20 protein-coding genes are annotated in these 22,052 nt (G+C 42.5%); 16 read left to right on the forward strand and 4 right to left on the reverse strand.

Annotated features, from left to right (window positions below; genetic code table 11):
* Nucleotides 1–9 precede the first annotated feature (9 nt).
* The 4 genes from opuAB (at nt 10) to M1D81_RS01655 (ending at nt 3,429) form a co-directional block, all read left to right on the forward strand.
* On the forward strand, nt 10–855 hold the full coding sequence (opuAB, locus tag M1D81_RS01640) for a glycine/proline betaine ABC transporter permease subunit OpuAB (protein ID WP_456267171.1): 846 nt from the start codon (nt 10–12) through the stop codon (nt 853–855).
* A complete protein-coding gene (locus tag M1D81_RS01645; protein WP_456265834.1) occupies nt 855–1,736 on the forward strand; it encodes a glycine betaine ABC transporter substrate-binding protein in 882 nt (293 codons plus the stop codon). The genes opuAB and M1D81_RS01645 overlap by 1 nt, the downstream gene beginning before the upstream one ends.
* 107 nt (nt 1,737–1,843) lie before the next feature.
* A complete protein-coding gene (locus M1D81_RS01650) occupies nt 1,844–2,596 on the forward strand; it encodes an alpha/beta fold hydrolase (RefSeq protein WP_456265833.1) in 753 nt (250 codons plus the stop codon).
* 110 nt (nt 2,597–2,706) lie between these two features.
* Nucleotides 2,707–3,429: an SDR family NAD(P)-dependent oxidoreductase gene (locus M1D81_RS01655; RefSeq protein ID WP_456265832.1), complete on the forward strand. Its 723-nt coding sequence runs from the start codon at nt 2,707–2,709 to the stop codon at nt 3,427–3,429.
* A gap of 48 nt (nt 3,430–3,477) precedes the next feature.
* On the opposite strand, the gene M1D81_RS01660 is transcribed toward M1D81_RS01655, so the two are convergent.
* Nucleotides 3,478–4,605: a M20 peptidase aminoacylase family protein gene (locus M1D81_RS01660; protein ID WP_456265831.1), complete on the reverse strand. Its 1,128-nt coding sequence runs from the start codon at nt 4,603–4,605 to the stop codon at nt 3,478–3,480.
* A 153-nt stretch (nt 4,606–4,758) separates the two neighbouring features.
* On the opposite strand from M1D81_RS01660, the gene M1D81_RS01665 reads away from it, so the two are divergent.
* From M1D81_RS01665 to M1D81_RS01675, 3 genes are all read left to right on the forward strand, one after another.
* Complete coding sequence (locus tag M1D81_RS01665) at nt 4,759–6,189, forward strand: YfcC family protein (protein ID WP_024424344.1); 1,431 nt, start codon at nt 4,759–4,761, stop codon at nt 6,187–6,189.
* A gap of 219 nt (nt 6,190–6,408) precedes the next feature.
* Nucleotides 6,409–7,356 carry an L-lactate dehydrogenase gene (locus tag M1D81_RS01670; RefSeq protein WP_024424343.1) on the forward strand — a complete coding sequence of 316 codons (948 nt, stop codon included), beginning with the start codon at nt 6,409–6,411 and terminating at the stop codon, nt 7,354–7,356.
* A gap of 43 nt (nt 7,357–7,399) precedes the next feature.
* The gene (locus M1D81_RS01675; RefSeq protein ID WP_456265830.1) at nt 7,400–9,022 is read left to right on the forward strand and encodes an L-lactate permease; all 1,623 of its coding nucleotides are present in this window, start codon (nt 7,400–7,402) and stop codon (nt 9,020–9,022) included.
* A 120-nt stretch (nt 9,023–9,142) separates the two neighbouring features.
* On the opposite strand, the gene M1D81_RS01680 is transcribed toward M1D81_RS01675, so the two are convergent.
* Nucleotides 9,143–10,498, reverse strand: a complete 1,356-nt coding sequence (locus tag M1D81_RS01680; protein WP_456265168.1) for an IS1182-like element ISBpu1 family transposase — start codon at nt 10,496–10,498, stop codon at nt 9,143–9,145.
* A gap of 97 nt (nt 10,499–10,595) precedes the next feature.
* The gene (locus tag M1D81_RS01685; RefSeq protein WP_456265829.1) at nt 10,596–11,585 is read right to left on the reverse strand and encodes a LacI family DNA-binding transcriptional regulator; all 990 of its coding nucleotides are present in this window, start codon (nt 11,583–11,585) and stop codon (nt 10,596–10,598) included.
* Nucleotides 11,586–11,694: 109 nt separating this feature from the next.
* Here M1D81_RS01685 and M1D81_RS01690 point away from each other — a divergent pair, with 109 nt between their 5' ends.
* The 7 genes from M1D81_RS01690 to M1D81_RS01720 all read left to right on the forward strand — a co-directional run bounded on the left by M1D81_RS01690 (nt 11,695) and on the right by M1D81_RS01720 (nt 18,816).
* Entirely contained in the window at nt 11,695–13,020 is a 1,326-nt protein-coding gene (locus tag M1D81_RS01690; RefSeq protein ID WP_456265828.1) for a DegT/DnrJ/EryC1/StrS family aminotransferase, read from the forward strand.
* Complete coding sequence (locus M1D81_RS01695; protein WP_456265827.1) at nt 12,995–13,861, forward strand: HAD-IIB family hydrolase; 867 nt, start codon at nt 12,995–12,997, stop codon at nt 13,859–13,861. Before M1D81_RS01690 ends, M1D81_RS01695 begins: the two co-directional genes overlap by 26 nt.
* Nucleotides 13,858–14,907, forward strand: coding sequence for a Gfo/Idh/MocA family protein (locus M1D81_RS01700; RefSeq protein ID WP_456265826.1), 1,050 nt, complete (start codon nt 13,858–13,860; stop codon nt 14,905–14,907). Before M1D81_RS01695 ends, M1D81_RS01700 begins: the two co-directional genes overlap by 4 nt.
* Before the next feature lie 54 nt (nt 14,908–14,961).
* Nucleotides 14,962–16,152, forward strand: a complete 1,191-nt coding sequence (locus tag M1D81_RS01705; protein ID WP_456265825.1) for an MFS transporter — start codon at nt 14,962–14,964, stop codon at nt 16,150–16,152.
* Between the two features lie 92 nt (nt 16,153–16,244).
* Nucleotides 16,245–16,877, forward strand: a complete 633-nt coding sequence (locus M1D81_RS01710; protein WP_394722369.1) for a LysE family translocator — start codon at nt 16,245–16,247, stop codon at nt 16,875–16,877.
* Nucleotides 16,878–17,031: 154 nt separating this feature from the next.
* Nucleotides 17,032–17,709: a hypothetical protein gene (locus M1D81_RS01715; RefSeq protein ID WP_456265824.1), complete on the forward strand. Its 678-nt coding sequence runs from the start codon at nt 17,032–17,034 to the stop codon at nt 17,707–17,709.
* 348 nt (nt 17,710–18,057) lie between these two features.
* Complete coding sequence (locus M1D81_RS01720; RefSeq protein WP_456265823.1) at nt 18,058–18,816, forward strand: YqcI/YcgG family protein; 759 nt, start codon at nt 18,058–18,060, stop codon at nt 18,814–18,816.
* On the opposite strand, the gene M1D81_RS01725 is transcribed toward M1D81_RS01720, so the two are convergent.
* Nucleotides 18,811–20,127 (reverse strand): amino acid permease, encoded by a 1,317-nt coding sequence (locus M1D81_RS01725; protein ID WP_456265822.1) that lies wholly within the window; start codon nt 20,125–20,127, stop codon nt 18,811–18,813. The genes M1D81_RS01720 and M1D81_RS01725 overlap by 6 nt on opposite strands.
* Before the next feature lie 112 nt (nt 20,128–20,239).
* Here M1D81_RS01725 and M1D81_RS01730 point away from each other — a divergent pair, with 112 nt between their 5' ends.
* Both M1D81_RS01730 and nadE read left to right on the forward strand, forming a co-directional pair.
* Entirely contained in the window at nt 20,240–20,836 is a 597-nt protein-coding gene (locus M1D81_RS01730; RefSeq protein ID WP_087978377.1) for a DUF1989 domain-containing protein, read from the forward strand.
* A 198-nt stretch (nt 20,837–21,034) separates the two neighbouring features.
* On the forward strand, nt 21,035–21,856 hold the full coding sequence (gene nadE, locus M1D81_RS01735; protein WP_456265821.1) for an ammonia-dependent NAD(+) synthetase: 822 nt from the start codon (nt 21,035–21,037) through the stop codon (nt 21,854–21,856).
* Nucleotides 21,857–22,052 lie beyond the last annotated feature (196 nt).

Raw genomic sequence — 22,052 nt, forward strand, 5'->3', positions numbered from 1 at the left:
ATGTTTAGTATGAGTGATTTACCTAGAATTCCGTTCGCGGAATATATCGATCAATTTGTTGACTGGTTAACATTAACGTTTGGTGGTTTCTTTGATGGCATCACAAATGGATTAGCAGGAACAGTAAATGGGATTGTGGCAGCACTTGGCGTCATTCCATCCATTATTTTAACCATTATCTTTGCCGGCATTGCTTGGTGGATCAGTACAAGAGGAGTTGCTCTTTTCACACTTATTGGATTTTTACTGATTGACTATTTAGGCTACTGGCATCCAATGCTTCAAACACTTGCGCTCGTTTTGACCGCTGTGGTCATTTCCATCGTGATCGGGGTTCCGATCGGTATTTGGGCATCACAGAAGGAAACTGTGCGTAAAATTGTGACACCTATTTTAGATTTAATGCAGACAATGCCTGCATTCGTTTATCTATTACCAGCGATCTTCTTCTTTAATATTGGGGTTGTTCCTGGGGTTGTGGCATCGGTTATTTTCTCCATGCCGCCAACGATTCGTATGACTATTCTCGGTATTAAACAAGTACCGGCTGATTTAATTGAAGCTACCGAAGCATTTGGTTCAACGACATTCCAGCGTTTATTCAAAGTTCAGCTTCCACTTGCAACAAAAACCATCTTAGCTGGTATTAACCAAAGTATCATGCTGGCTCTATCAATGGTCGTTATTGCGGCAATGGTAGGTGCACCAGGACTTGGTTCAGAAGTATATAGTGCGGTAACGCAGCTGAAAACAGGTATTGGTTTTGAAGCAGGTATTGCCATTGTGATTGTGGCGATTACACTTGACCGTATTACCCAAAACATTAAAACGAAAAAATCCAGGGGGAATGCTTAATGTGGAAAAAGTCTCTCTACATTGGGATGACCGCCCTGCTTGTCTTTTTACTAGCCGCTTGCGGTGCGCAGACAGATTCAAATGCGAGTGCGGCACAGCAGGTGAATAAAACCATTATCGGAATCGATCCTGGTTCTGGGATTATGGCACTGACAGATCAAGCGAAAAAGGATTACGGCTTAGAGGATTGGACGGTTGTGTCTGCATCAAGTGCAGCTATGACGGCAACGCTCAAAAAATCTTACGACCGTAAAAAGCCAATCATCATCACTGGCTGGAATCCACACTGGATGTTTTCCCGCTATGATTTAAAATATTTAGATGATCCAAAAAAATCTTATGGTGAAGCGGAAGAAATTCATACGATCTCACGTAAAGGATTTGCAAAGGATCAGCCGGAAGCAGCCAAAATGCTTAGTCAGTTTAAGTGGTCTCAAGATGACATGGGCGAAGTCATGATTGATATCCAAGATGGTGTGAAACCAAAGGATGCCGCCGTAAAATATGTGAAAAAACATAAAGACCAAGTAGCGAAATGGACAAAAGGCGTGAAAAAGTCAAATGGTGATAAAGTCAATCTTGCCTACGTTGCATGGGATAGTGAGATTGCAAGTACCAATGTTGCAGCAGAAGTATTGCGTGAACTCGGGTTTAAAGTAACTTTGACTCAGGTTGAAGCAGGTCCAATGTGGACAGCAATTGCAACCGGAAGTGCGGATGCAACATTATCTGCTTGGCTGCCAAATACGCATAAAACGTATGCAGCGAAGTTTAAAGGAAAATATGATGACCTTGGCACAAGTATGAAAGGTCTTCGAATGGGGCTAGTTGTCCCGACATATATGAAGAACGTAAACTCCATTGAAGATTTGAAAAAATAGTCAATGATGTAGTGGTTCCCTTATAATAGAAGGGAGCATGTTGAAAAAGCAGTCTGCTCAAAAAGCGGCTGCTTTTTTCTTATATTGAAGGATGGAGTTGTCGGGCGATGGATAAGTCAATCATGATTTTCCTGCATGGTGGAGGAGTAAGCAGCTGGATGTGGCAGGAGCAGATTGAAATATTGAAGGACACGTATGAATGCTTTGCGCCTGATCTCATTGGACACGGGACAAGAGCAAAAGAACAGATATTTTCAATGAATGAAAGCACCCAAGAAGTCATCTCATGGATCAAGGAAAACGCGAAAGGCCGTCAAGTGATTCTGATAGGATTCTCTTTAGGTGCGCAGATTGCCGTTGATGTGTTAGCAAGAGAGCCAGATATCGTAGACATAGCAATCATCAATAGCGCCCTTGTGTTACCTTTGCCATGGCTCCATTTCATGGTGAGACCCCTCTTGCCACTGACGTACCCATTATTAAAGAAAGATTGGTTTATCCAGCTTCAAGCCGAAAAGATGGGGCTCTCGCAACATGTACTGCATCATTATGCGGCGGAATCGAAACATCTGCAAAAGAAAACCCTTCTTACGATGTTTCAAGAAAACCTCCATTACAAGCTCCCTGACACGTTTCAACAAGCGAAGGCACGCATTCTTGTCACAGTGGGAGAAAAAGAAAAAGGCATCATGAAACGGTCAGCAAAAAAAATAACGAATTCACATCCGAAGGCAACAGGCGTCGTTGTTCCCAGTATTGGACATACATTTACTTTTGAAAAGAAAGAACTTTTTACAGAAATGATCAAAAGCTTTATAGAGGCACGTGCATTACCAGTGGAATTAAAGGAAATTCAGTAGCCGCGCCAATCAATAAGTGAAGACGAGCATAAAAGGGGCGCCGGTCTCTTAGAATCTGTATGATATAGGTATAAAACGCTTACAGTAACTGTGCCATAGAAGGAGGAGCTATGAGTAAAAACTATATCATATTTGGTGCAAGTCAAGGATTAGGAGATGCTTTTGTAAAGGGTCTTCCTTCAAGTGGAGATACAGTTTGGATTGTATCGCGAAGTGAACCAAGCAGTTTGAACATAGATGGCGGTGTACATAGAATTTGGCTGAAAATCGACTTATCAAGCCAAACGCATATCCCTGATATGCTTGAAGCACTTGAGAACAAGACGATTGATGTACTCATCTATAACGTCGGTTTATGGGAAAAACGAGGCTTTGAAGACGATTATTCCTTTGATCACGATCAGCCAGAGGATATTGCACATTTAATCAATGTGAATGTCACCTCAACCATTACATACATCCAGGCACTGCTTCCGCACGTAAGGAAATCAGAGAATGGGAAAATCATCGTGATTGGATCAACGGCCGGACTCGACCATACAAACCTGCCTCAGGTCTCGTTTGCTGCATCTAAATTTGGCCTGCGCGGAATTGTGAATGCACTGAGAGAGCATGTGAGGAAAGATAAAATATCCGTCACCTGTATCAATCCAGGAGAGCTGGCGGCGGAGGTTCCGTATGAGGATGGAGCCGAAAAGGCCATCACTCTATATGATGAAACGAGAATCCCTGTCCAGGATATTGTGGAGCTTGCCAGATGTGTGATTCATTTATCAAGGGTATCTTGCGTGAAAGAAATCAATGTTCCAGCCATGGCAGATCTGAATGCGTAATATAAAGCAGACCACCCGCCCTCAAGAGAAGGCGGGTGGTTTTTTCATTTATGATGAATGCTGCTGGAGTGTTTGATAGACAGCTTCGGTCAAAATCTCAATGCCGGTAAAGATTGCCGAGCGGTCGAAGGTCATATACGGATGATGAAGACCAGGCTTTAAATCACAGCCTAAACCGAGCATCGTGGATTTGATATGCGGAAGCTTTGCTGCATAAAAGTGAAAGTCCTCTCCACCTGTTGTGACGATCGGGGGATCAAGCTGCTCTTTGCCTAAAACCTGTTCAATTGCATGAGACATGATCTGGACAGCTTCCTCATTTAAGGTGGCGGCAGGCAGACGATGGTCTGTTGAAAGTGTAATGGAAGCGCCAAAGGCATCCGCTACAGAATGAACCGCTCTTTCAATTTCTTTTTCTAGCTCATCCATTACTTCGTTTGTTTGCGCCCGTACATCTAATGTAAAAGAAGCTTTCCCTGGGATGATGTTTGAGCTGCCCCCGCCAGCATGTAAATTGGTCATTTTGACAGAATGCGCGACTCTTGGATCGACATGGATATGCGCGAGTCTCTGCACGAGGGTTGAAGCCACTTCTATTACGTTGACGCCAAGGTGAGGACGTGCGCCGTGCGCTTCCTCGCCAATAATGGTGCCGACGTAATGATTACTTGATCCGTGCAAAATAGCAGGCGCGCAGCGTCCGTTTAATGTTTCTTGAATTGGGCGCACATGTACGCCATATAAGTAATCGACATCTGCGAGCACACCTTTTTCAATCATTTTCAGCGCACCGCCGCCTCTTTCCTCAGCAGGCTGAAAGATGAAACGGATCGTGCCGTTCGGGCGTTCTTTTTCTTTTAATGCCATGAAGGTGCCAAGAGCCATTGTCATGTGTGCATCGTGGCCACATGAATGATTGGCTTGAAACTCACCATCTACTTCCTGCCAAAGTGCATCAATATCGGCTCTCACAGCGACCACTGGTGCGCCTTCTCCAATTTCACCAATCACCCCTGTACAGTCGTCAAATGTTTGAGTTTTGCAGCCCAATTTTTTCAATATATCTTCAATATAAGCGGTCGTTTCTGTTTCTTCCCAGCTGATTTCTGGGTGGGCATGCAAGTATTCAAAGATGTCTGTCACGGTTTGTTTCATTTCGTTTGTCAAAGTTGTCATGAGAAGCCTCCTTGCTGACAGATAATCTGCCAAAACATTATTTTAATGAAATAATATTGCTCTTAAATATCAACAGTGTTTATAATATAACACATCATTTGATTATTCTGAAAATTAAGTGAAATTCCGATCAGGACAAAGGGGTTTTGACACATGAAAACAGCGACAGTATCAGCACCAGAGAAACAAAAACGAAAACTTCAAATGCCGGATGCGTATGTTCTCTTATTTATGATTGCACTGATTTGTACAATAGCAACATATTTTGTACCAGCGGGTGAGTTTGACCGAAAGACATCTGGGGAGATCACAACAGCCGTTCCTGGCAGTTATCACCGCATTGATCAATCACCAGTGAGTCCAGTTGGATTTTTTACAGCGATACAAGAAGGAATGGTAGGGTCCTCTTCTATTATTTTTCTGATTCTATTTACGGGCGGAACCATTGCCATTTTGGAGAAGACAGGTGCTATTAACGGGATGATTCACCATGTTATCAGCCGGTTTCAAACGAAGCAATTATTGTTTATTTGTATTGTTGGGGGATTATTTTCAGTCCTTGGAACGACCGGAATTGTCGTGAACTCTGTTATTGGGTTTATTCCAATCGGCATCATTGTGGCACGATCCTTGAAATGGGATGCTGTGGCAGGAGCGGCTGTCATTTACATCGGCTGTTATGCAGGGTTTAACGCAACGATTTTATCTCCATCTCCATTAGGTTTATCACAAACGATTGCAGAGCTGCCGATCTTTTCCGGCATTGGCCTGCGTGTCATTATTTATCTTTGTTTTCTTATTTCTAGTATTGTGTACATCTATTTATATACAAGACGTCTGAAGAATAAAGAAAAGGGAAGCATTCTTGGCGATCAATGGTTTCCTGCTAAGGGGCTTGGCGGCGCCGATGCGGAATCCGTGGACAAGCCTGCATTTACTGGCAGACATAAGCTGATTTTAGCAGTGTGCGGATTGTCACTTGGAGGTTTCTTATATGGCGCACTTCAGCTTGGATGGACCGATAAGGAAATGGCGGGGGTGTTCATTTTTATGGCTATCGCTGCTGGACTGCTCGGCGGTTTAGCAGCCAATGATATTGCGAAAACGTTTATTATCGGGTGCCAAAGCCTTGTATACGGCGCACTTATTGTTGGGATGGCACGCTGTATTTCGGTCATTTTAGAAAACGGGAAGCTGCTTGATACAGTGGTCAACGGCTTGGCGAGTATGCTGACAGGCTTTAGTCCAATCGCTGGTGCGATCGGGATGTATATTGCGAGTGCGCTTCTTCACTTTTTGATTTCATCAGGATCAGGAGAAGCCGTTGTCTTTATCCCGATTCTTGCGCCGCTCGCTGATTTAATGGGCATCACAAGACAGGTAGCTGTAGAAGCGGTGATGCTTGGCGAAGGGGTAGTCAACTGTATCAATCCGACTTCTGGTGTGTTGATGGCTGTGCTTGCTGCAAGTGGTATTCCTTATGTAAAATGGCTGCGTTTTATGGTGCCGCTTGCCCTCATTTGGTTTGTCATCGGTCTTGTATTTATTTGTATCGGGGTCATGATCAACTGGGGACCTTATTAAAAGTATGTAGGAAGCTGCCGAAAAGCGTTTGGCAGCTTTTTTCTTGTGGAAATATGGATGGAGGCAGTGCTTTGAAAGCACAATAAATGTGTTCACAAATTCGCTACATATTTTTTTTGAGCAGTCCCCTTGCAAAAGTTTGTGAAATGTTGCACAATATGAATGTGAAATACTTCACATAAGAAAAACAGCCTAGTTTTACTCAGGAGGATGAGATAAATGACAAACGAAAAAGTAAACAAAGTAGCCCTTATTGGAGCAGGTTTCGTCGGCAGCAGTTATGCCTTTACATTAATAAATCAAGCAATCACAGATGAATTGGTTGTCATCGATTTGAATCAAGACAAAGCAATGGGTGACGTGATGGATTTAAACCACGGAAAAGCATTTGCCCCGCATCCTGTGAATACATGGTATGGAGATTATGAGGATTGTAAGGATGCAGATATCGTCTGTATCTGTGCTGGTGCAAACCAAAAGCCAGGTGAAACAAGACTTGACCTTGTTGAGAAAAATTTAAATATATTTAAAGGCATTGTAGAAAACGTAATGAAAAGTGGATTTGATGGTATTTTCTTAGTTGCTACAAACCCAGTGGATATTTTGACATATGCGACTTGGAAATTCAGTGGACTTCCAAAAGAACGAGTGATTGGCAGTGGTACGACGCTTGATACGGCAAGATTTAGATACATGCTTAGTGAATATTTTGAAGCAGCGGCACACAACGTGCATGCTTACATCATTGGCGAGCATGGAGATACAGAGCTTGCTGTTTGGAGTCATGCGAATATCGGAAGTGTACCGATTACAGAATTAATGAAGAGAAATGAGCAATACAAACAAGAAGACTTAGATGAAATCATGGAAAATGTTCGTCATGCTGCTTACCAAATCATTGAGAAAAAAGGCGCCACTTATTACGGCGTAGCAATGAGTTTAGCCCGCATTACAAGAGCGATCCTGCACAATGAAAACAGCATTTTAACCGTCAGCACTTACTTAGATGGAGAGTACGGAGCGGAAGATGTCTACATTGGTGTACCAGCTCTTGTGAATCGAAATGGTGCAACAGAAGTAATGGAGCTCGCACTGAACGATACGGAGAAAGAAAAATTTGCACACAGTGTGAATGTGTTAAAAGAGATTTTGGCTCCTCATTTTTAATCAATCAAAAGCAACCTATCTGAGCAGAAAAGGATGAATCACTATGTGGCAGCAAATATATGATCCGTTTGGTAATGAATTCGTCAGTGCATTGGTGGCAATGCTCCCAATCTTGTTTTTCCTTCTTGCATTAACCGTTTTTAAGCTAAAAGGTGTCTTAGCCGCTTGTTTTACCTTAATCGTTAGTTTTGTAACAGCTGTTTTCTTCTTTCATATGCCAGTTGAAAAGGCATTATCTGCTGTGCTGCTCGGTATATCTAATGGGCTGTGGCCGATTGGATATATCGTCATTATGGCGGTATGGCTCTATAAAATTGCCGTGAAATCTGGTAAATTTGATGTCATTCGATCTAGTATTGCAGGAATCTCTCAAGATCAACGTCTTCAGCTCTTATTAATTGGTTTTAGCTTTAACGCATTTTTAGAGGGCGCTGCTGGGTTTGGTGTACCGATTGCGATCAGTGCCGCTCTCTTAACAGAGCTTGGGTTTAAACCGCTGAAAGCTGCGATGCTCTGCTTAATTGCCAATGCTGCGTCTGGTGCATTTGGTGCTGTGGGCATTCCAGTGATTACAGGGGCGCAAATGGGCAATATGACGCCGCTTGCGTTATCTCAAACCCTTGTATATACGATCCCGTTTATTTCATTCTGTATTCCGTTCCTGCTCATTCTGATTGTAGATGGATTCAAAGGAATCAAAGAAACTCTGCCAGCCTTGCTTGTTGTGAGTGGAACCTATGCCATTTTGCAAGCTGTCACAATGGTGACGATGGGTCCTGAGCTTGCCAATATTATTTCTGCCTTGGCAAGTATGGGAATTTTGGCTTTATTTCTTCGGAAATGGCAGCCAAAACACATTTATCGTGAAGAAGGAGCGCCAGAAATTGAACAGAAACAAACGTATCGCGGCGTTGAAATCCTGAAAGCATGGTCTCCGTTCTATATTTTAACTGCGGTTATTACGGTATGGAGTCTGCCGGCATTTAAAGCATTGTTTGCTGTAGGAGGACCGCTTAACTGGACGACCATTTTAGTGAAAATGCCGTTTTTACATCAGCAAATTGTGAAATTACCACCAATTGCACAAACGGAAACACCTATTGATGCGATCTTTAAAATTGATGTCATCAGTGCAACAGGGACAGCCATTCTGATTGCGGTCATGCTGACAGGGCTGTTTAGCAGACATATTACATTAACAGAAGGCGCTGTCTGCTTAAAAGCAGCGGTGAAAGAGCTTTGGGTTCCTGTTCTTACTATTTGTTTTGTTATGGGCTTTGCCAACCTTGCGAACTTTGCTGGACTAAGTTCAGCGATTGGACTTGCTCTTGCCAAAACGGGCGATTTGTTCCCTCTTGTCAGCCCGGTGCTTGGCTGGATCGGCGTGTTTATTACGGGGTCTGTCGTGAGTAACAACGCCTTATTCGGTAACCTTCAAGCGGTCACTGCTTCTCAAATCGGTTCACAGGCAGGTTTGTTAATTGGGGCGAATACGACCGGTGGTGTGATGGCGAAATTAATTTCTCCACAATCTATCGCTATCGCTACAGCAGCTGTTGGAGAAACAGGGAAAGAATCTGAGCTCTTCAAAAAGACTGTGAAGTACAGCTTCATTCTGCTCGGCATTGTATGTATATGGACATTCATTCTTGCTCAATTTGTATAGGTTGATAGATAGATATAAAAAAGACTGAGATCTCTCTCAGTCTCAGACCGTAGACAAACCCCTCCTTTACTTAAAGTAAAAGTGGGGTTTTCACATTTTTTGATAAAAATATCATGTGTTTTACGCTGGACATGGTCCTTTCCATGTCCAGTTTGCTAGCTTTTTAAGGTTCATGGCAGCGAAAGTAAGCATCGCTTGCATTGAAACTTTTTTTAGTCCTCGAAGTTTCGTCCAACGCATACCATGCTTTTCTTTGGCATCCGCAAAAACGCGTTCAATTGTTTCTTTCCGTTTTGCATAGATGCTCTTATTTATTTCAGTGAGTCTTAGGTTGTCTGCTTCATCTAGGTAATCCTGCCAAATATGCCGATGAATTTGTTTGGTATGATTTTGACTTTGTGTACAGTTATCTAAAAACGAGCAGGACTTACATACTTCTGAGTCGGACGCATATTGCTTATAGCCTTCTCTAGTCGTTGTACGATAGGAGAGAATTTGCCCGTTGGGGCAAATGTAACAATCAAAATATGCATCATACACGTATTCATTCTTTTTCAAATAACCAGCTTTTGTTTTTGGACGAGTGTAAGGCATGACTGGTCTTATCTCTTGATCCATTAAAAACTTAGCGATGTAAGGTGTTTTATATCCAGCATCTACTGCGACTACATTTGGTTTTCCGATTTTCTCTGTCACCTTTGATACGAGTGAATCTAACATACGACTATCATGAACATTGCCACCTGTGACCAGTGATCCTAGAATAAATCCTTTTGAATCACAAGCTGTATGAAATGAATAAGCAAATGACTTTTCACGTTCATCCTTTACATAGTAGCCACTCTCTGGGTCAGTTGTACTGACCTTGATTTCTTTTATTTCTTCTTTATTCTGAAGGGGTAAAGGCTTTTTTCCATGTTCTTCACGATCAATATTAATTTCCTCATGAAGCTGATTTTGATAACTTCTCGTCTCAACTCGAACGATTTTCTTTTCAAGTTTTTTCTTATTGGCATTCGCTTTGACATGTGTTGAATCAATGAAGGCGACAGAAGGGTCAACGAGGCCTTTTTTCATCGCTTCTCTTAAGATTCGATAAAAAATTTGTTCGAATAAATCTGTATCGTGAAAACGTCTCACGTAGTTTTTACCGAAGGTAGAAAAGTGCGGAATTTTCTCCGAAAATCCATACCCAATAAACCAACGATAAGCCACATTGGTTTCAATTTCTTTAATCGTTTGACGCATGGAGCGAATGCCAAATAGATATTGGATCAAAACCATTTTAATGAGAACAACGGGGTCCACACTTGGTCTGCCATTGTCGGAACTATAATGATCTTTGACAAGATCATAAACGAAGTCAAAATCGATTGCTTGATCTATTTTCCGTACAAGATGATCTTCAGGCACTAATTCATCTAATGCCACTACTTCTAATTGATTTCTTCTTTCTTCTTCACGTTTCGATAACATGTTCATCCCCCACAGAAATGTTAATATCCTTATTATACAAAAAAGCTTGTAGACTTTGTCTACAAGCTGAGACTGAGATCTCTCTCAGTCTTTTTCATTATGTAGATTCTCTTGTCACGAGCCGGGTAGGCAGCTGGATATGTTCGCGCTGTACTGGTTTTTGGTCTTGCAGGAGTGCGATCATTTGCTGTACAGACCGCTGGCCAAGCTCAACGATCGGTATGTCAATCGTGGTGATCGTTGGAGCTGTCACTTCACATATGTCTTGGTTGTCATAGCCGATGACCGCTAGATCCCTGGGGATTTGATAGCCATATGAAATGGCCTGTTTAATGAGTCCTGCTGCGACTTGATCATTGCCGGTGAAAATGGCATCAGGTGCTTCCTTCATGTGATGGATGACCTCCATTAAGCGAAAGCCGTCTTCAATGGTAAAAGCCTCTCCAAACAGCCAATCATCCTGCAGCGGCAAACCATGAGCAGAGAGTGCATCAAGATAGCCCTGTCTTCTTTGCTTCTGTGCTTCACTGCTTTCTGTATCAAAGCAAAACCCAATCGATTTTCGCCCCGACTGAATCAAATAGTCCACCGCTTTATAGGCGGCTTCCCGTTCATCGTATCCGATAATCGGGATGTTTGCTGTTTGGTGAAATTCATTTGCCATGACAATGGGGCCGTTCGTTAAAAATGGCTCGATCTTTTCCCACTGATTTTCTAATGCCCCCAATATGACTCCATCTACTTCTTTTCTTTTTAATAATTGAAGCCCTTCAAGCTCTAATGCTTCTTGATAAAACGTCTGGAGCACGATGGCTTTATATCCTTGATCCAGTGCTTCCTTTGAAATGCCTTTAATCAATTGTGCAAAAAAAGGATGGTCCACAGCTGGAACAGACACAGCAATGGTTTTTGTCTGATGTGACCTTAGTGTGCGGGCTGCTGAACTCGGTGTATATTCCATTTCTTTCATCACCTGTAAAATGAGCTGCCGTTTTTCTTCTGACACATATGGGTGATGGTTTAGCACTCTGGAAACGGTGGTGGTTGAAACCCCGCAGCGTTTGGCAATTTCATAAATTGTACACATATTAACAAATCCTTTACACAAAGTTATTGTTCTGAAATCGATAACATCATTTACAATGTGAAACAAGTTAAATATTAACAGAAGGAATTGATTAATTGGAGGGAATGGAATGCAAATATTGACGAAGATATCAGGTAAAAGCAAGGATTATCTTCCTTTGCTGGATATGATCAATCAAGGTGTTCAAGTTAAGGCCGATTCAGTTGAAAAGCATCGAGCAAATGAAAAGCTGGTGTCGTTCCTTGAGCAAGATATAGAGCGCACAGGTTTGGAAAAAATTCTCTTCCATTATAAACAAAATAAGGAAAAAAAGATACCGTTCCTGCCAGTTGACAAATTGATTTCAGAAGATGAAATCGATGATATTATGCAGGTGCTGAAGGAAGTATTGAGCTCTGGCCGTTTTACTTCAGGGCCATATATTCCGACGTTTGAAAAGGCGATTGCTGAGTACTTAGGGAAAAAATATGTCATTGCCACGTCAAGTGGAACAGATGCGCTGATGATCAGTCTCATATCAGCAGGCGTCCATCCAGGAGATGAGGTGATTTTGCCGGCCAATAGCTTTGCTGCAACAGAAAATGCAGTGCTTGCCATTGGGGCTGTTCCGGTATATGCCGATATTGATCCTGAAACCTACTGCCTCTCACCGAGTGAAATAGAGAAGCATATCACAGATCAAACGGTATGCATTCTACCGGTTCATTTATATGGAAAGCAAGCGGATATGAAGGAGATTTCGACGATTGCGAAACAGCATGGGCTGAAAATCATTGAAGACGGCTGTCAGGCGATTGGCAGCAGCGGCCTTGGCGCTTATGGAGATGGACTTGTTCTCAGCTTTAATCCATACAAAAACCTTGGGGTCTGCGGAAAGGCAGGAGCCATCGCTACAAATGATGAGGCCTTAGCGGAAAAATGCATGGAGATCAGCTACCACGGCTTTGAAGCTGGAAAGAAAAATGTCAAACGCAGTGACTATGGCTTTAATTCGAAAATTGATAATTTGCAGGCAGCGATTGGACTCGAACGAATGAAGTATTTAGGACTGCAAAATTTCAAACGTTTTTACTTAGCCAAGCGATACATTGACCAGCTGCAAACGCTTGAGGATGAAGGATATATGAAGCTCCCGACGCTGACAGATGATCATGTATGGCATCTATTCCCGATTAGAGTGCTGAAGGGAGAACGAGATGAACTGGCAGCGAAATTGCTGGAAATGGGCATAGAGACGGATGTCTATTACCCGGTTCTATCCCATCAGCATCAAACAAATCTTGTTTCTCAAAAATATAGACAAACGACACTTCCACATACGGAAAAAGCAGCACAGCAATTACTTCACTTGCCGCTTTATCCAGGAATGCCGCTGCAAGATCAGGAGAAGGTCATCGAGGGGGTTCATCATGTTATCAAGTCTTCCATTCAATAAAAAACTGCTGAATCAGCCGAAGAATCCGCAGTGGATCGTCTTCTGTGATTTTGATGAAACGTATTATTCTCACGGAATGACAGAGGAGCAGAGAAAGGATGTCAAGCGGCTGGAAGCCTTTGTAGCAGAAAAGAGTGAAGCAGGACAGCTCTTGCTGGGCTGGGTGACGGGAAGCAGCCTCGCTTCCGTCACGAGCAAAATGGAAAAAGGCGGGTTTCATCAATTCCCGCATTTCATTGCGTCTAATTTAGGGACTGAGATTGTATATACGTCAGATGCCCGTTTTGGACAGCCAGATGCAGAGTGGATGAAGCGGCTGGATGCACAGGGCTTTTCAGATGAAAAAATCGAAGACATCCTGGAAACCATCCGAGAAAAGGGTATTTCCCTTAGGCCGCAAACGCAGCTGGGCAGTTCAGGGTATAAAAAGAATTTCTATTATCAGGAGCAGGATGAACGGACGGATCTTCATCATCTATCATTTATCCAAACACTGGCTAAAGAGCGTGGCGTGGCGGTCAACATCAACAAATGCAACCCGCTTGCAGGAGATCCTGCGGATTGCTATGATGTCGATTTTTTACCAGTCGGAACAGGGAAGGATGAAATTGTCCGCTTTATGCTGAACCAATATGATTTATCAAAAGACCAAGGCTTTGCCTTTGGTGATAGTGGAAACGATTTGCGGATGCTTCAATCTGTCACACACGGTTTCCTTGTCCAAAATGCGACAGCCGAAGCCAAACGGCACCATCACCAAATTTGTCATCATGGGTATACAAAAGGAATCTATGAAACACTGAAAACAGTGATGTATAAACATGAGGAGGCACATTCATGAAGAAAATTGGAATTGTTGGAGCAGGGAATATTGCAAAAGCACATGCAAGAGCATTATCAACGATCAAGGGTGCAGAATTATCCGGTGTCTATGATTTGCATGAGTCGGTCGCACAGGGATTCATTAAACAGTACGGCGGACGTGTGTATTCAAGTATCGAGACACTGGCAGATGCATCTGATGGATTGATCATTGCATCCCCTAATTTTTGTCACAAGGACCATGCCCTTCAATCTCTAAGAGCAGGACAGCCGATTTTATGTGAAAAACCGATGGCTGTGTCGCTGAAGGAAGCGAAAGAAATGGTGGAGACAGCCAAACAGTTCCAAGTTCAAGCCAGTATGGGCTTTAACTATCGTTATTTATCCTTTGTGAATATATTGAAAAACTTGATTGCCAACGGTGAATTAGGCCGCATTTTAACCGTCAGAACTCATTTTAAGAAAAACAGTGCCCTTAGAAGAAAGACGTTTTCATGGAGAGACAGCGGCGAAAGTCTGCGTACGAGCGGTGCACTAGGGGATCTTGGCATTCATTTAATTGATATGCTGTGGTACTTATTTGGCAGTGAAATGAAGAAAGAATCACTTAACACCAAGATGCTGACACATGTAAAGGAAAAAGAAGAGAAAAAGGTTCAGGTGGATGATCATACCGAAATTTTCGGGCAGATGGAGAATCAAGTGTTCTTTCATTTGGTGACATCCAAAAGCACGCAGCCTGAGGAATGTGGATTTAGTGTAGAAGTCGTTGGTCATGACAAGGTATTCAAATACCATACGAACATGAAAAACGAATATGAGATCAGTGATGGATTGTGTGTGGAACGTCATCAAATGCCGCAAACTTTGCTGACAGATCCGCCAAATGAATTTTACGGATGGTCCGATACATTCCGTGATCAGCTGATGCATTGGGTGAATACTGATCCATACCCATCTCATATGAAGGTCGCTGATTTTGAAGATGGTTATCGCGCACAGGCTGCGCTCAATACATGCTTTGAGAGGGAAGAGGCAGTCGTCTCTGCTGCTCAGGCATATTAAAGAGGTGGAGCGGAGGATATCATGACTCCGCTCCTTTTTAGAGGAAGTGAAAAGATGAAAAAGGTATTTTATTTTGGCTGTGTCTTTTATTTTTTTATTGGGACCATTCATGTGTTTTTTGGCAGCTTAACGCCTTATTTGCTGTCGAGTTACGATAAGGGTCCCGGGGAATTATCATCTTTAATTTTTTTTCAGTTTATTGGTTTTTTGACAGGCGTTCTGTTATCCCCCATTCTAGTGAGAAAAAAAGGCTATGGCGCTGTGCTGACCATGGGTCTTTTGCTGATGATCGGCTCACTTCTGCTGGGGCTATTGGTGCCGGGCTGGACAACGCTTGTGCTGGCAGGTTTTTTTCTTGGGAGCGGTGCAGGCAGTCTTGAGACAACAGCCGGTGCGTATGTCATTTCGATGGCTAATAGTGCAAAGCGAATCAGTATCATGGAAGTCTTTTTTGGATTAGGTGCGCTGTTATTTCCGCTAGTGATTCTGCTGACTGTCACAGAACAGACATGGCAGTATGTGTTTTTATTTCAGGTGGGTGCGCTGACATTTTTCCTCATGCTCTGGCTGCTTTTTATGAACAAACTGCCTCAGGGGCAGATGGATGCTCCTTCCACAGGAGGGCCGAGAAAACCGTCCTTGCTCGTTGATCGAAATAATCGATTGATTGTGGTGACCATGATTTGCTTTGCCTTTTTCTACGCAGGGATTGAAACGAACTTTGCGAACTTTTTGCCGTCGATCATGCTGGAAAAAGGGGGAGAAAATTGGGGCCTTTTTGCGGTCTCTACTTTCTGGACAGCGATCGTCATCGGCAGAACCGTGATTGCGAGAAAAGCTGATCAGCTGCATCCGCTGCGTTTTTTAAAGCTAAGTGCATCACTGATGATTTTGCTGCTTGTGATATTCGCTCTGACAACCCACATGACCGCGCAGCTGATTCTCATCTTTTTCATCGGCCTTTGCGCAGCTGGCATGTTCCCAATCGCCCTGACAGCGTCTGCCTTAATGATTGAAAATGCCATTGATGAGGCGACAAGTTATTTTATTGCAGCCGCGAGCTTAGGCGGAGCCTGCTTGTCCTTTTTGATTGGATTTAGTCTGGAATGGGCAGGAGCGGCTAGTGCCGTCTTTGTATTTGCCTTCTTAGCTGTTCTTCTGTTCGCAGCTGCGATTCAAATGAATCGTTTTAAGAAAAAAGAAACGGTATATGCGCAGCAGTCAGCACTGAAAGCAGACCGCTAAGCCTCCACCTGAAATGATGACAAAGGACTTGTACTAAAACGCAGAAAGTTTGAATAACATGTACAAGTCAGCATCAAAAGGAGGACGTCTATGTGGCGGTGTTTTTTGGTTATATCTTTTTAGGGTTGTCACTTTCAGCGCCTGTTGGGCCAGTCAATGCAGCCCAAATCGACAGAGGGATTAAAAGTGGATTTTGGCATGCGTGGATTTTTGGTGTGGGGGCTATGGCTGCGGATATTGTCTATATGCTTCTCATCTATTTTGGTGTCGCCCAGCTTTTGACTGCACCTCTTGTAAAAACCTTTTTGTGGCTGTTCGGCTTTTTCGTTTTGACCTATACCGGCATTGAAAGTCTGCGTAAAATCAATTTACAGGAGAGTCCGAAAAAGGACAGCGAAAACACATCAATTGGCAAATCGTTCATGACCGGATTTTTCATTTCTCTATCTAATCCGCTCAGTATTTTGTTTTGGCTTGGCATCTATGGCAGCATCTTAGCCAATACGATCGAAAAGTATGGAGCTTCCCAAATGCTCATGTACAGTATGGCTATTTTTATCGGCATGCTGATCTGGGATTTCAGTATGGCGCTGCTTGCTAGTTCGTTTAGGCGTTATTTAAGTGAACGTGTTTTACATGGCTTATCCGTTCTTGCAGGTCTATCGTTACTTGGTTTCGGCGTCTATTTTGGGTATCAAGGGATTATGGCGTTGATTGGTTCATAAGAGTGAACAAACAGACTGATCATTCAGTCTGTTTGTTTGATTTGGTGTTATAAATATACTGATTTTTTAGGTAAAATTAGTTCTTTTTTCATTTGAATGGATAATTTGGGGATGTTAGGGTTGGAGTATAATTAATTGAAAGGAAGATATGTTTATGTTTAAGAAAGTAAGTATTTTGTTAGTGGTAGTATTGATATTTTCTACAATTCTTCCATCATTAAGTGCTATGGCAACAGCTAAGGAATCTGAATCAAAAGATCACGATTTTGATCCTAATAATTTTTTATTAATTAAAACAGAAAAAAATAAAACAGTGTTTAATGTTATTGAAGGCGATAACGAAGTCTATGAATATGAAGTTATTACTAAAAATCCAGATAAAGAAAATGAAAAAATTCAGGTTAATAAGTATTCAATTAAAAATAGTAAAAGAAATGATTTAATCGAATCGACAGAAGAGTTAGTAAATAGTAAACAAAGTATATCTACAAGTGCATCATGTAAAGGGAAAAATGGAACTCAAATAAGTTGGGCAGGAACTAGAGCGACTCTATATTTAGATTCATGTACTACTAAAAAAATAGTAAATATAATAGATGGTGGTTATGGATCAACTGGAGCTATAGCCAGTATAGCTGGTGCTCTTAAGGCTACTGGAAAATTTGCAAAGTTTGTTCCTTATATTGGTGCTATTTCTGGCATATTATTTTTTGCAGGTTCAGCTATAAAACTTATTTCTGGAAATGGGAAGTATGGAATAGGTTATCATATGGTGAGAAATCCATTAACAGGTGATATCTATCATGCTAACGGAATTCCATGGAGGCAGTAATGTGAAAATATGAGGAGTTGAATTGTACATTGTACAGATTTTTACTAATATTAGCCACGTTCATATTTATATTTAATTTGTTTATATTCCCTACATTTTTCAAGATTGAACCAAGTTCTATCGGTACTTTTGTTGGCTTGGCGATATTAATTATTATTATAGGGAAACTACTAAACAAAATATCATGAAGTTTTGTTAAGAATTTAAGAATGAGACCACTAAATAAGAAGCAGGCAAACTGAAGCCTGCTTCTTTTTTTGAACAAAAACTAAGTCGTTTCAGGACAGTCACAACAGCCATTTCTACCTCATAGGCTGTGGAGAAGACGCTAAAACGAGGTGTAAGGAAATGGCCCAGCTGTATGCAAAAAGTTGCCTTGATCAAAATCTACGATCACTAGAAGAATGGAAGCAGGATGCTTTCATACAATTTGGCGAGATGGTAGGAGATGAAGCAAATACATTCCCTTGTGTACCCGGAAGACAGGGATTTTTTCTCGATCATTTACGCTATGGGTTTGTTGGTGACCCGAGGGAAGAGGAAGCGGTGGATGAATTAGCCCAGCTGCTGAGAGAATATCAAGGCTGTGCGAAAGAAACCGGTCAATATGCTTCATTTATCTGTTTTTTTGAAACACCGCAGGATTTAAAGGAAAGTTCGCTTGAAGAGTTTGAGCAGCAGTTTTGGTCGCTGCTTCAACGGCTGCATCATAAAGATGAAGAACCGTGGCCTGAGGAGATCCCGCTAGATACTCATCATCATGAGTGGGAGTATTGCTTCCATGGTGAAGCGTATTTTATTTTGTGTTCTACACCTGCTCACAAACTCAGAAAAAGCCGCCACTTCCCTTATCTCTTAATGGCATTTCAGCCTAGATGGGTGTTTGAGAAATTGAATGGATCGACCAAGTTTGGACAAAAAATGAGCCAGCTCGTTCGCAAGCGGCTCAAAGCATATGATGAGGTCAGTGTTCATCCATCATTAAAATGGTACGGGGACCCGACCAATCATGAGTGGAAGCAATACTTTCTCCCAGATGAAGAGGCGGAGAAACCAGCCTCCGCCAAATGTCCATTTACTGCATTAAAAAACATGATGAAATTATGATGCGGTCTGATCCTGTTTCCACTTTTTCCTCATAAATAGCACCATGATGGCAATCACTGCAATGATCCCAAGGCTGATAAAAAAGCCAGGTCGTCCGCTTGCCTCTGTTAATGTGCCTGATACGGCGGCTCCAATTAAGAGCAGCGCAAGAATCATTTCGCACGTTTGGCGAGTGGATGGCTTGGATAGCTTTTTACTTGAGAACAGAATAAAGATCCATGTGTACAGCAGAGTAAGACCGGCTGCTGTTGTGAGATGCTCGTAGATGTGTTTGGATAAAAAGAGTGCAAGCAAAATCGAGACAATTAAGCCAGCAGCAGTTAAGATAATCGAAGACCATCTCACATGCGATGGATCTTTTTGTTTAAAGCAGGCAGGTGCATCCTGATGCTCTGACATTGTGCCGAGAAGCGTTGTGACCGCATAGAGAGAGGCAACCAATGTCGAAAAACCGGCAATGATGAAAATGCCATTAAAGATATGAAGAAAGATCGATAAATGAAAAGGCTCTAATGAAGTAATAAATGGACTGCTGTTCTCTTTAAAGGCTGTCACTGGGACAAGCAAGAGAGCAAGTCCGATTGAGACGATATAGATGACTGCTAGAATGATCAGCATGACACGTCCAGCTTTTGCTGCATCCTTCGGGTCCTTTAAATGAACCGCCATCAGCCCCATGACTTCAATTCCCCCAAATGCATAAAACGCATAAATCAATCCATTCCAAAGACCAAGCGGACCAAGAGGCATCCATTCGTGATCCTTGTTAGGCAGATGAAGGGTCGGTTTATGTTCTGTCAAAATGCCGAATAATACAAGCACCGCAAGAATCATAAATAGAAAAATCGCCGCTGTTTTCAGTACCGCAAGAACATTTTCTGTCTTTTGAAAAGAAGAAAGCCCAATGATAATCACGAGCAGGGCAAGAGCGGAATAAATCGCAGAAAACACCCAAAGTGGAACAGAAGGAAACCAGTGGCGGGTAAACAGAGAAATGGCGGTTAACTGACTTCCTGTAATCAGCATTTCTGCAAACCAATACACCCAGCCATTGCTAAACCCTGCCCAGCGTCCATATGCTTTACGAGCATAGGAACAAAACGACCCTTTATCAGGATGATCGGCTGTCATCGCAGCTAAATGTTTAAAGACGAGATACGTTCCGACCGCAGCAAGCAAAAAGGAGATGCAGACGGAATAACCGGATTTTGTAATGGCGATGCTGGAACCAAGAAAGAACCCAGTGCCAATTGTACAGCCCACTCCGATGAGAGAAAGCTGCCACCAAGATAAAGATTGTTCTTCTTTCAATGCAAGTGCAACACCTTTCTATTTCAATGACATTAGCTTGTGACCGACTCTTTTTTTTATACATGATCAAGGGGACATTTTGGGCATACTGTCATGGAAAGGAGTGCATGTGATGAACGGACAATACGTCATTTTACCAAAGGGTAGACTCGGCTTTCGTTTAGGAAAAGGCCAATGTATGCGAGTGGTTGATGTCGAAGGCCAGCAAGTAGCAGATGTGATGGCCTATCATGAAAAGGATTTTTATGAAAAATTTGACCAAGGTGCGACGATGGACAGTTTGTTCTCGTCTAAAGTGAAAAAAGGCGATAAGCTTTATTCTAATTTATATAAACCGATGTTTACGATCATTGAAGATACAGTAGAATGCCATGATTTATACATGCCCGCCTGCCGGCAAGAGATGTATCAGCTTTTATACGGCCGGACGCACTTAGAGGTCATGCATACATGCTATGACAATTTGCGGACTGCCTTTGAGCCCTTTGGAATTCCAAAGGAGGATATGTACTATCCTTTTAATGCCTTTATGAATACAGTCATTGATGAAAAAGGAAAGCTGTCTGTCGAGCTGCCAAAATCGCTGCCCGGTGACTACATTCGCCTGCGGGCTGAAATGGATCTCATTGTGGCCGTGTCTGCATGTCCTGCTGATATTGGGAAGTGTAATGGATCAAGCTGTACATCTATACGGGTAGAAATTGATTAAAACAGAAAAGGACCAGTCCATAAAGACGTGGTCTTTTTCACTTGTGAATGTTTGATCATCTAAGAAATAGGGGAACGTCTAACAAAATGTTCTTGATAAAAACATGGTATAATGGAGATTCAAAAAACGTTGTGAAATCAATGAATTGTGAGTAAAACCTGTTCTCTTCATGTAGAGGATGCTTAGGAGGAAAAGTGTATGAGTTTGCAGAAAAAGATCAGCCAAGAGTTGCATGTGCAGCCCTCAATTGACCCAAAGCAGGAGATCGAAAAACGGGTTGGATTTCTAAAGGAATACTTAAAAAAAACCGGGGCAAAAGGATTCGTACTCGGCATTAGCGGCGGGCAGGATTCAACGCTTGCCGGACGTCTTGCACAGCTTGCTGTCAGTGAGCTTCGTCAAGAAGGAAAAGAGGATGCGGTCTTTATTGCGGTACGCCTTCCGCATGGTGTGCAGCAGGATGAAGATGATGCACAGCTCGCCCTGTCATTTATTCAGCCAGACAAGTCGTGGAAATATGATGTTGCACCTGCCGTGTCAGCATTCAGTGATCAATATCAAAAGGAAACGGGCGGCCCATTGTCTGACTTTAATAAAGGGAATGTCAAAGCACGCATGAGAATGATCGCGCAATATGCTGTCGGTGGTGAGGAAGGATTGCTTGTCATCGGTACAGATCATGCAGCTGAAGCAGTAACCGGCTTCTTCACGAAGTATGGGGATGGCGGTGCAGATGTTCTTCCGCTCACAGGTTTGACAAAACGCCAAGGCCGGGCGCTACTCGAAGAGCTAGAAGCACCGGAGCGCCTGTACTTAAAGAAACCAACAGCCGATCTGCTGGACGACAAACCTCAGCAAACGGATGAAACAGAACTCGGCATTACGTACAATGAAATTGATGATTACTTAGAAGGAAAACCAGTGTCAGATCAAGCAGCAGAAGCGATTGAAAAGCGCTATGTTCAATCAGAGCATAAACGCCAAGTACCCGCTTCCATGTTTGATGACTGGTGGAAATAAAAAAGAAACCTCTGCAGAAGATGGAGAGGTTTCAGGCTGTCGAGAAAATCTCGACAGCTTTATTTTTTTCCTTAAATTTCCCATCTCCAAATTTTATAATAGAGATAAGTCCACTAAAGGAGGTGTTTTTTTTTTATGTTCCACACTAGAAATTCTTCTCAGCACGAAGCCGAATTTGTATTACTAGATCAACTGG

This window comes from Bacillus sp. JZ105, assembly GCF_053903125.1.

Excerpts from the sequence above, each read along its gene's own strand:
- opuAB (WP_456267171.1), top strand. The coding sequence starts at position 10 with ATGAGTGATTTACCTAGAATTCCGTTCGCGGAATATATCGATCAATTT.
- M1D81_RS01645 (WP_456265834.1), top strand. The coding sequence starts at position 855 with ATGTGGAAAAAGTCTCTCTACATTGGGATGACCGCCCTGCTTGTCTTT.
- M1D81_RS01650 (WP_456265833.1), top strand. The coding sequence starts at position 1,844 with ATGGATAAGTCAATCATGATTTTCCTGCATGGTGGAGGAGTAAGCAGC.
- M1D81_RS01655 (WP_456265832.1), top strand. The coding sequence starts at position 2,707 with ATGAGTAAAAACTATATCATATTTGGTGCAAGTCAAGGATTAGGAGAT.
- M1D81_RS01660 (WP_456265831.1), bottom strand. The coding sequence starts at position 4,605 with ATGACAACTTTGACAAACGAAATGAAACAAACCGTGACAGACATCTTT.
- M1D81_RS01665 (WP_024424344.1), top strand. The coding sequence starts at position 4,759 with ATGAAAACAGCGACAGTATCAGCACCAGAGAAACAAAAACGAAAACTT.
- M1D81_RS01670 (WP_024424343.1), top strand. The coding sequence starts at position 6,409 with ATGACAAACGAAAAAGTAAACAAAGTAGCCCTTATTGGAGCAGGTTTC.
- M1D81_RS01675 (WP_456265830.1), top strand. The coding sequence starts at position 7,400 with ATGTGGCAGCAAATATATGATCCGTTTGGTAATGAATTCGTCAGTGCA.
- M1D81_RS01680 (WP_456265168.1), bottom strand. The coding sequence starts at position 10,498 with ATGTTATCGAAACGTGAAGAAGAAAGAAGAAATCAATTAGAAGTAGTG.
- M1D81_RS01685 (WP_456265829.1), bottom strand. The coding sequence starts at position 11,585 with ATGTGTACAATTTATGAAATTGCCAAACGCTGCGGGGTTTCAACCACC.
- M1D81_RS01690 (WP_456265828.1), top strand. The coding sequence starts at position 11,695 with ATGCAAATATTGACGAAGATATCAGGTAAAAGCAAGGATTATCTTCCT.
- M1D81_RS01695 (WP_456265827.1), top strand. The coding sequence starts at position 12,995 with ATGTTATCAAGTCTTCCATTCAATAAAAAACTGCTGAATCAGCCGAAG.
- M1D81_RS01700 (WP_456265826.1), top strand. The coding sequence starts at position 13,858 with ATGAAGAAAATTGGAATTGTTGGAGCAGGGAATATTGCAAAAGCACAT.
- M1D81_RS01705 (WP_456265825.1), top strand. The coding sequence starts at position 14,962 with ATGAAAAAGGTATTTTATTTTGGCTGTGTCTTTTATTTTTTTATTGGG.
- M1D81_RS01715 (WP_456265824.1), top strand. The coding sequence starts at position 17,032 with ATGTTTAAGAAAGTAAGTATTTTGTTAGTGGTAGTATTGATATTTTCT.
- M1D81_RS01720 (WP_456265823.1), top strand. The coding sequence starts at position 18,058 with ATGGCCCAGCTGTATGCAAAAAGTTGCCTTGATCAAAATCTACGATCA.
- M1D81_RS01730 (WP_087978377.1), top strand. The coding sequence starts at position 20,240 with ATGAACGGACAATACGTCATTTTACCAAAGGGTAGACTCGGCTTTCGT.
- nadE (WP_456265821.1), top strand. The coding sequence starts at position 21,035 with ATGAGTTTGCAGAAAAAGATCAGCCAAGAGTTGCATGTGCAGCCCTCA.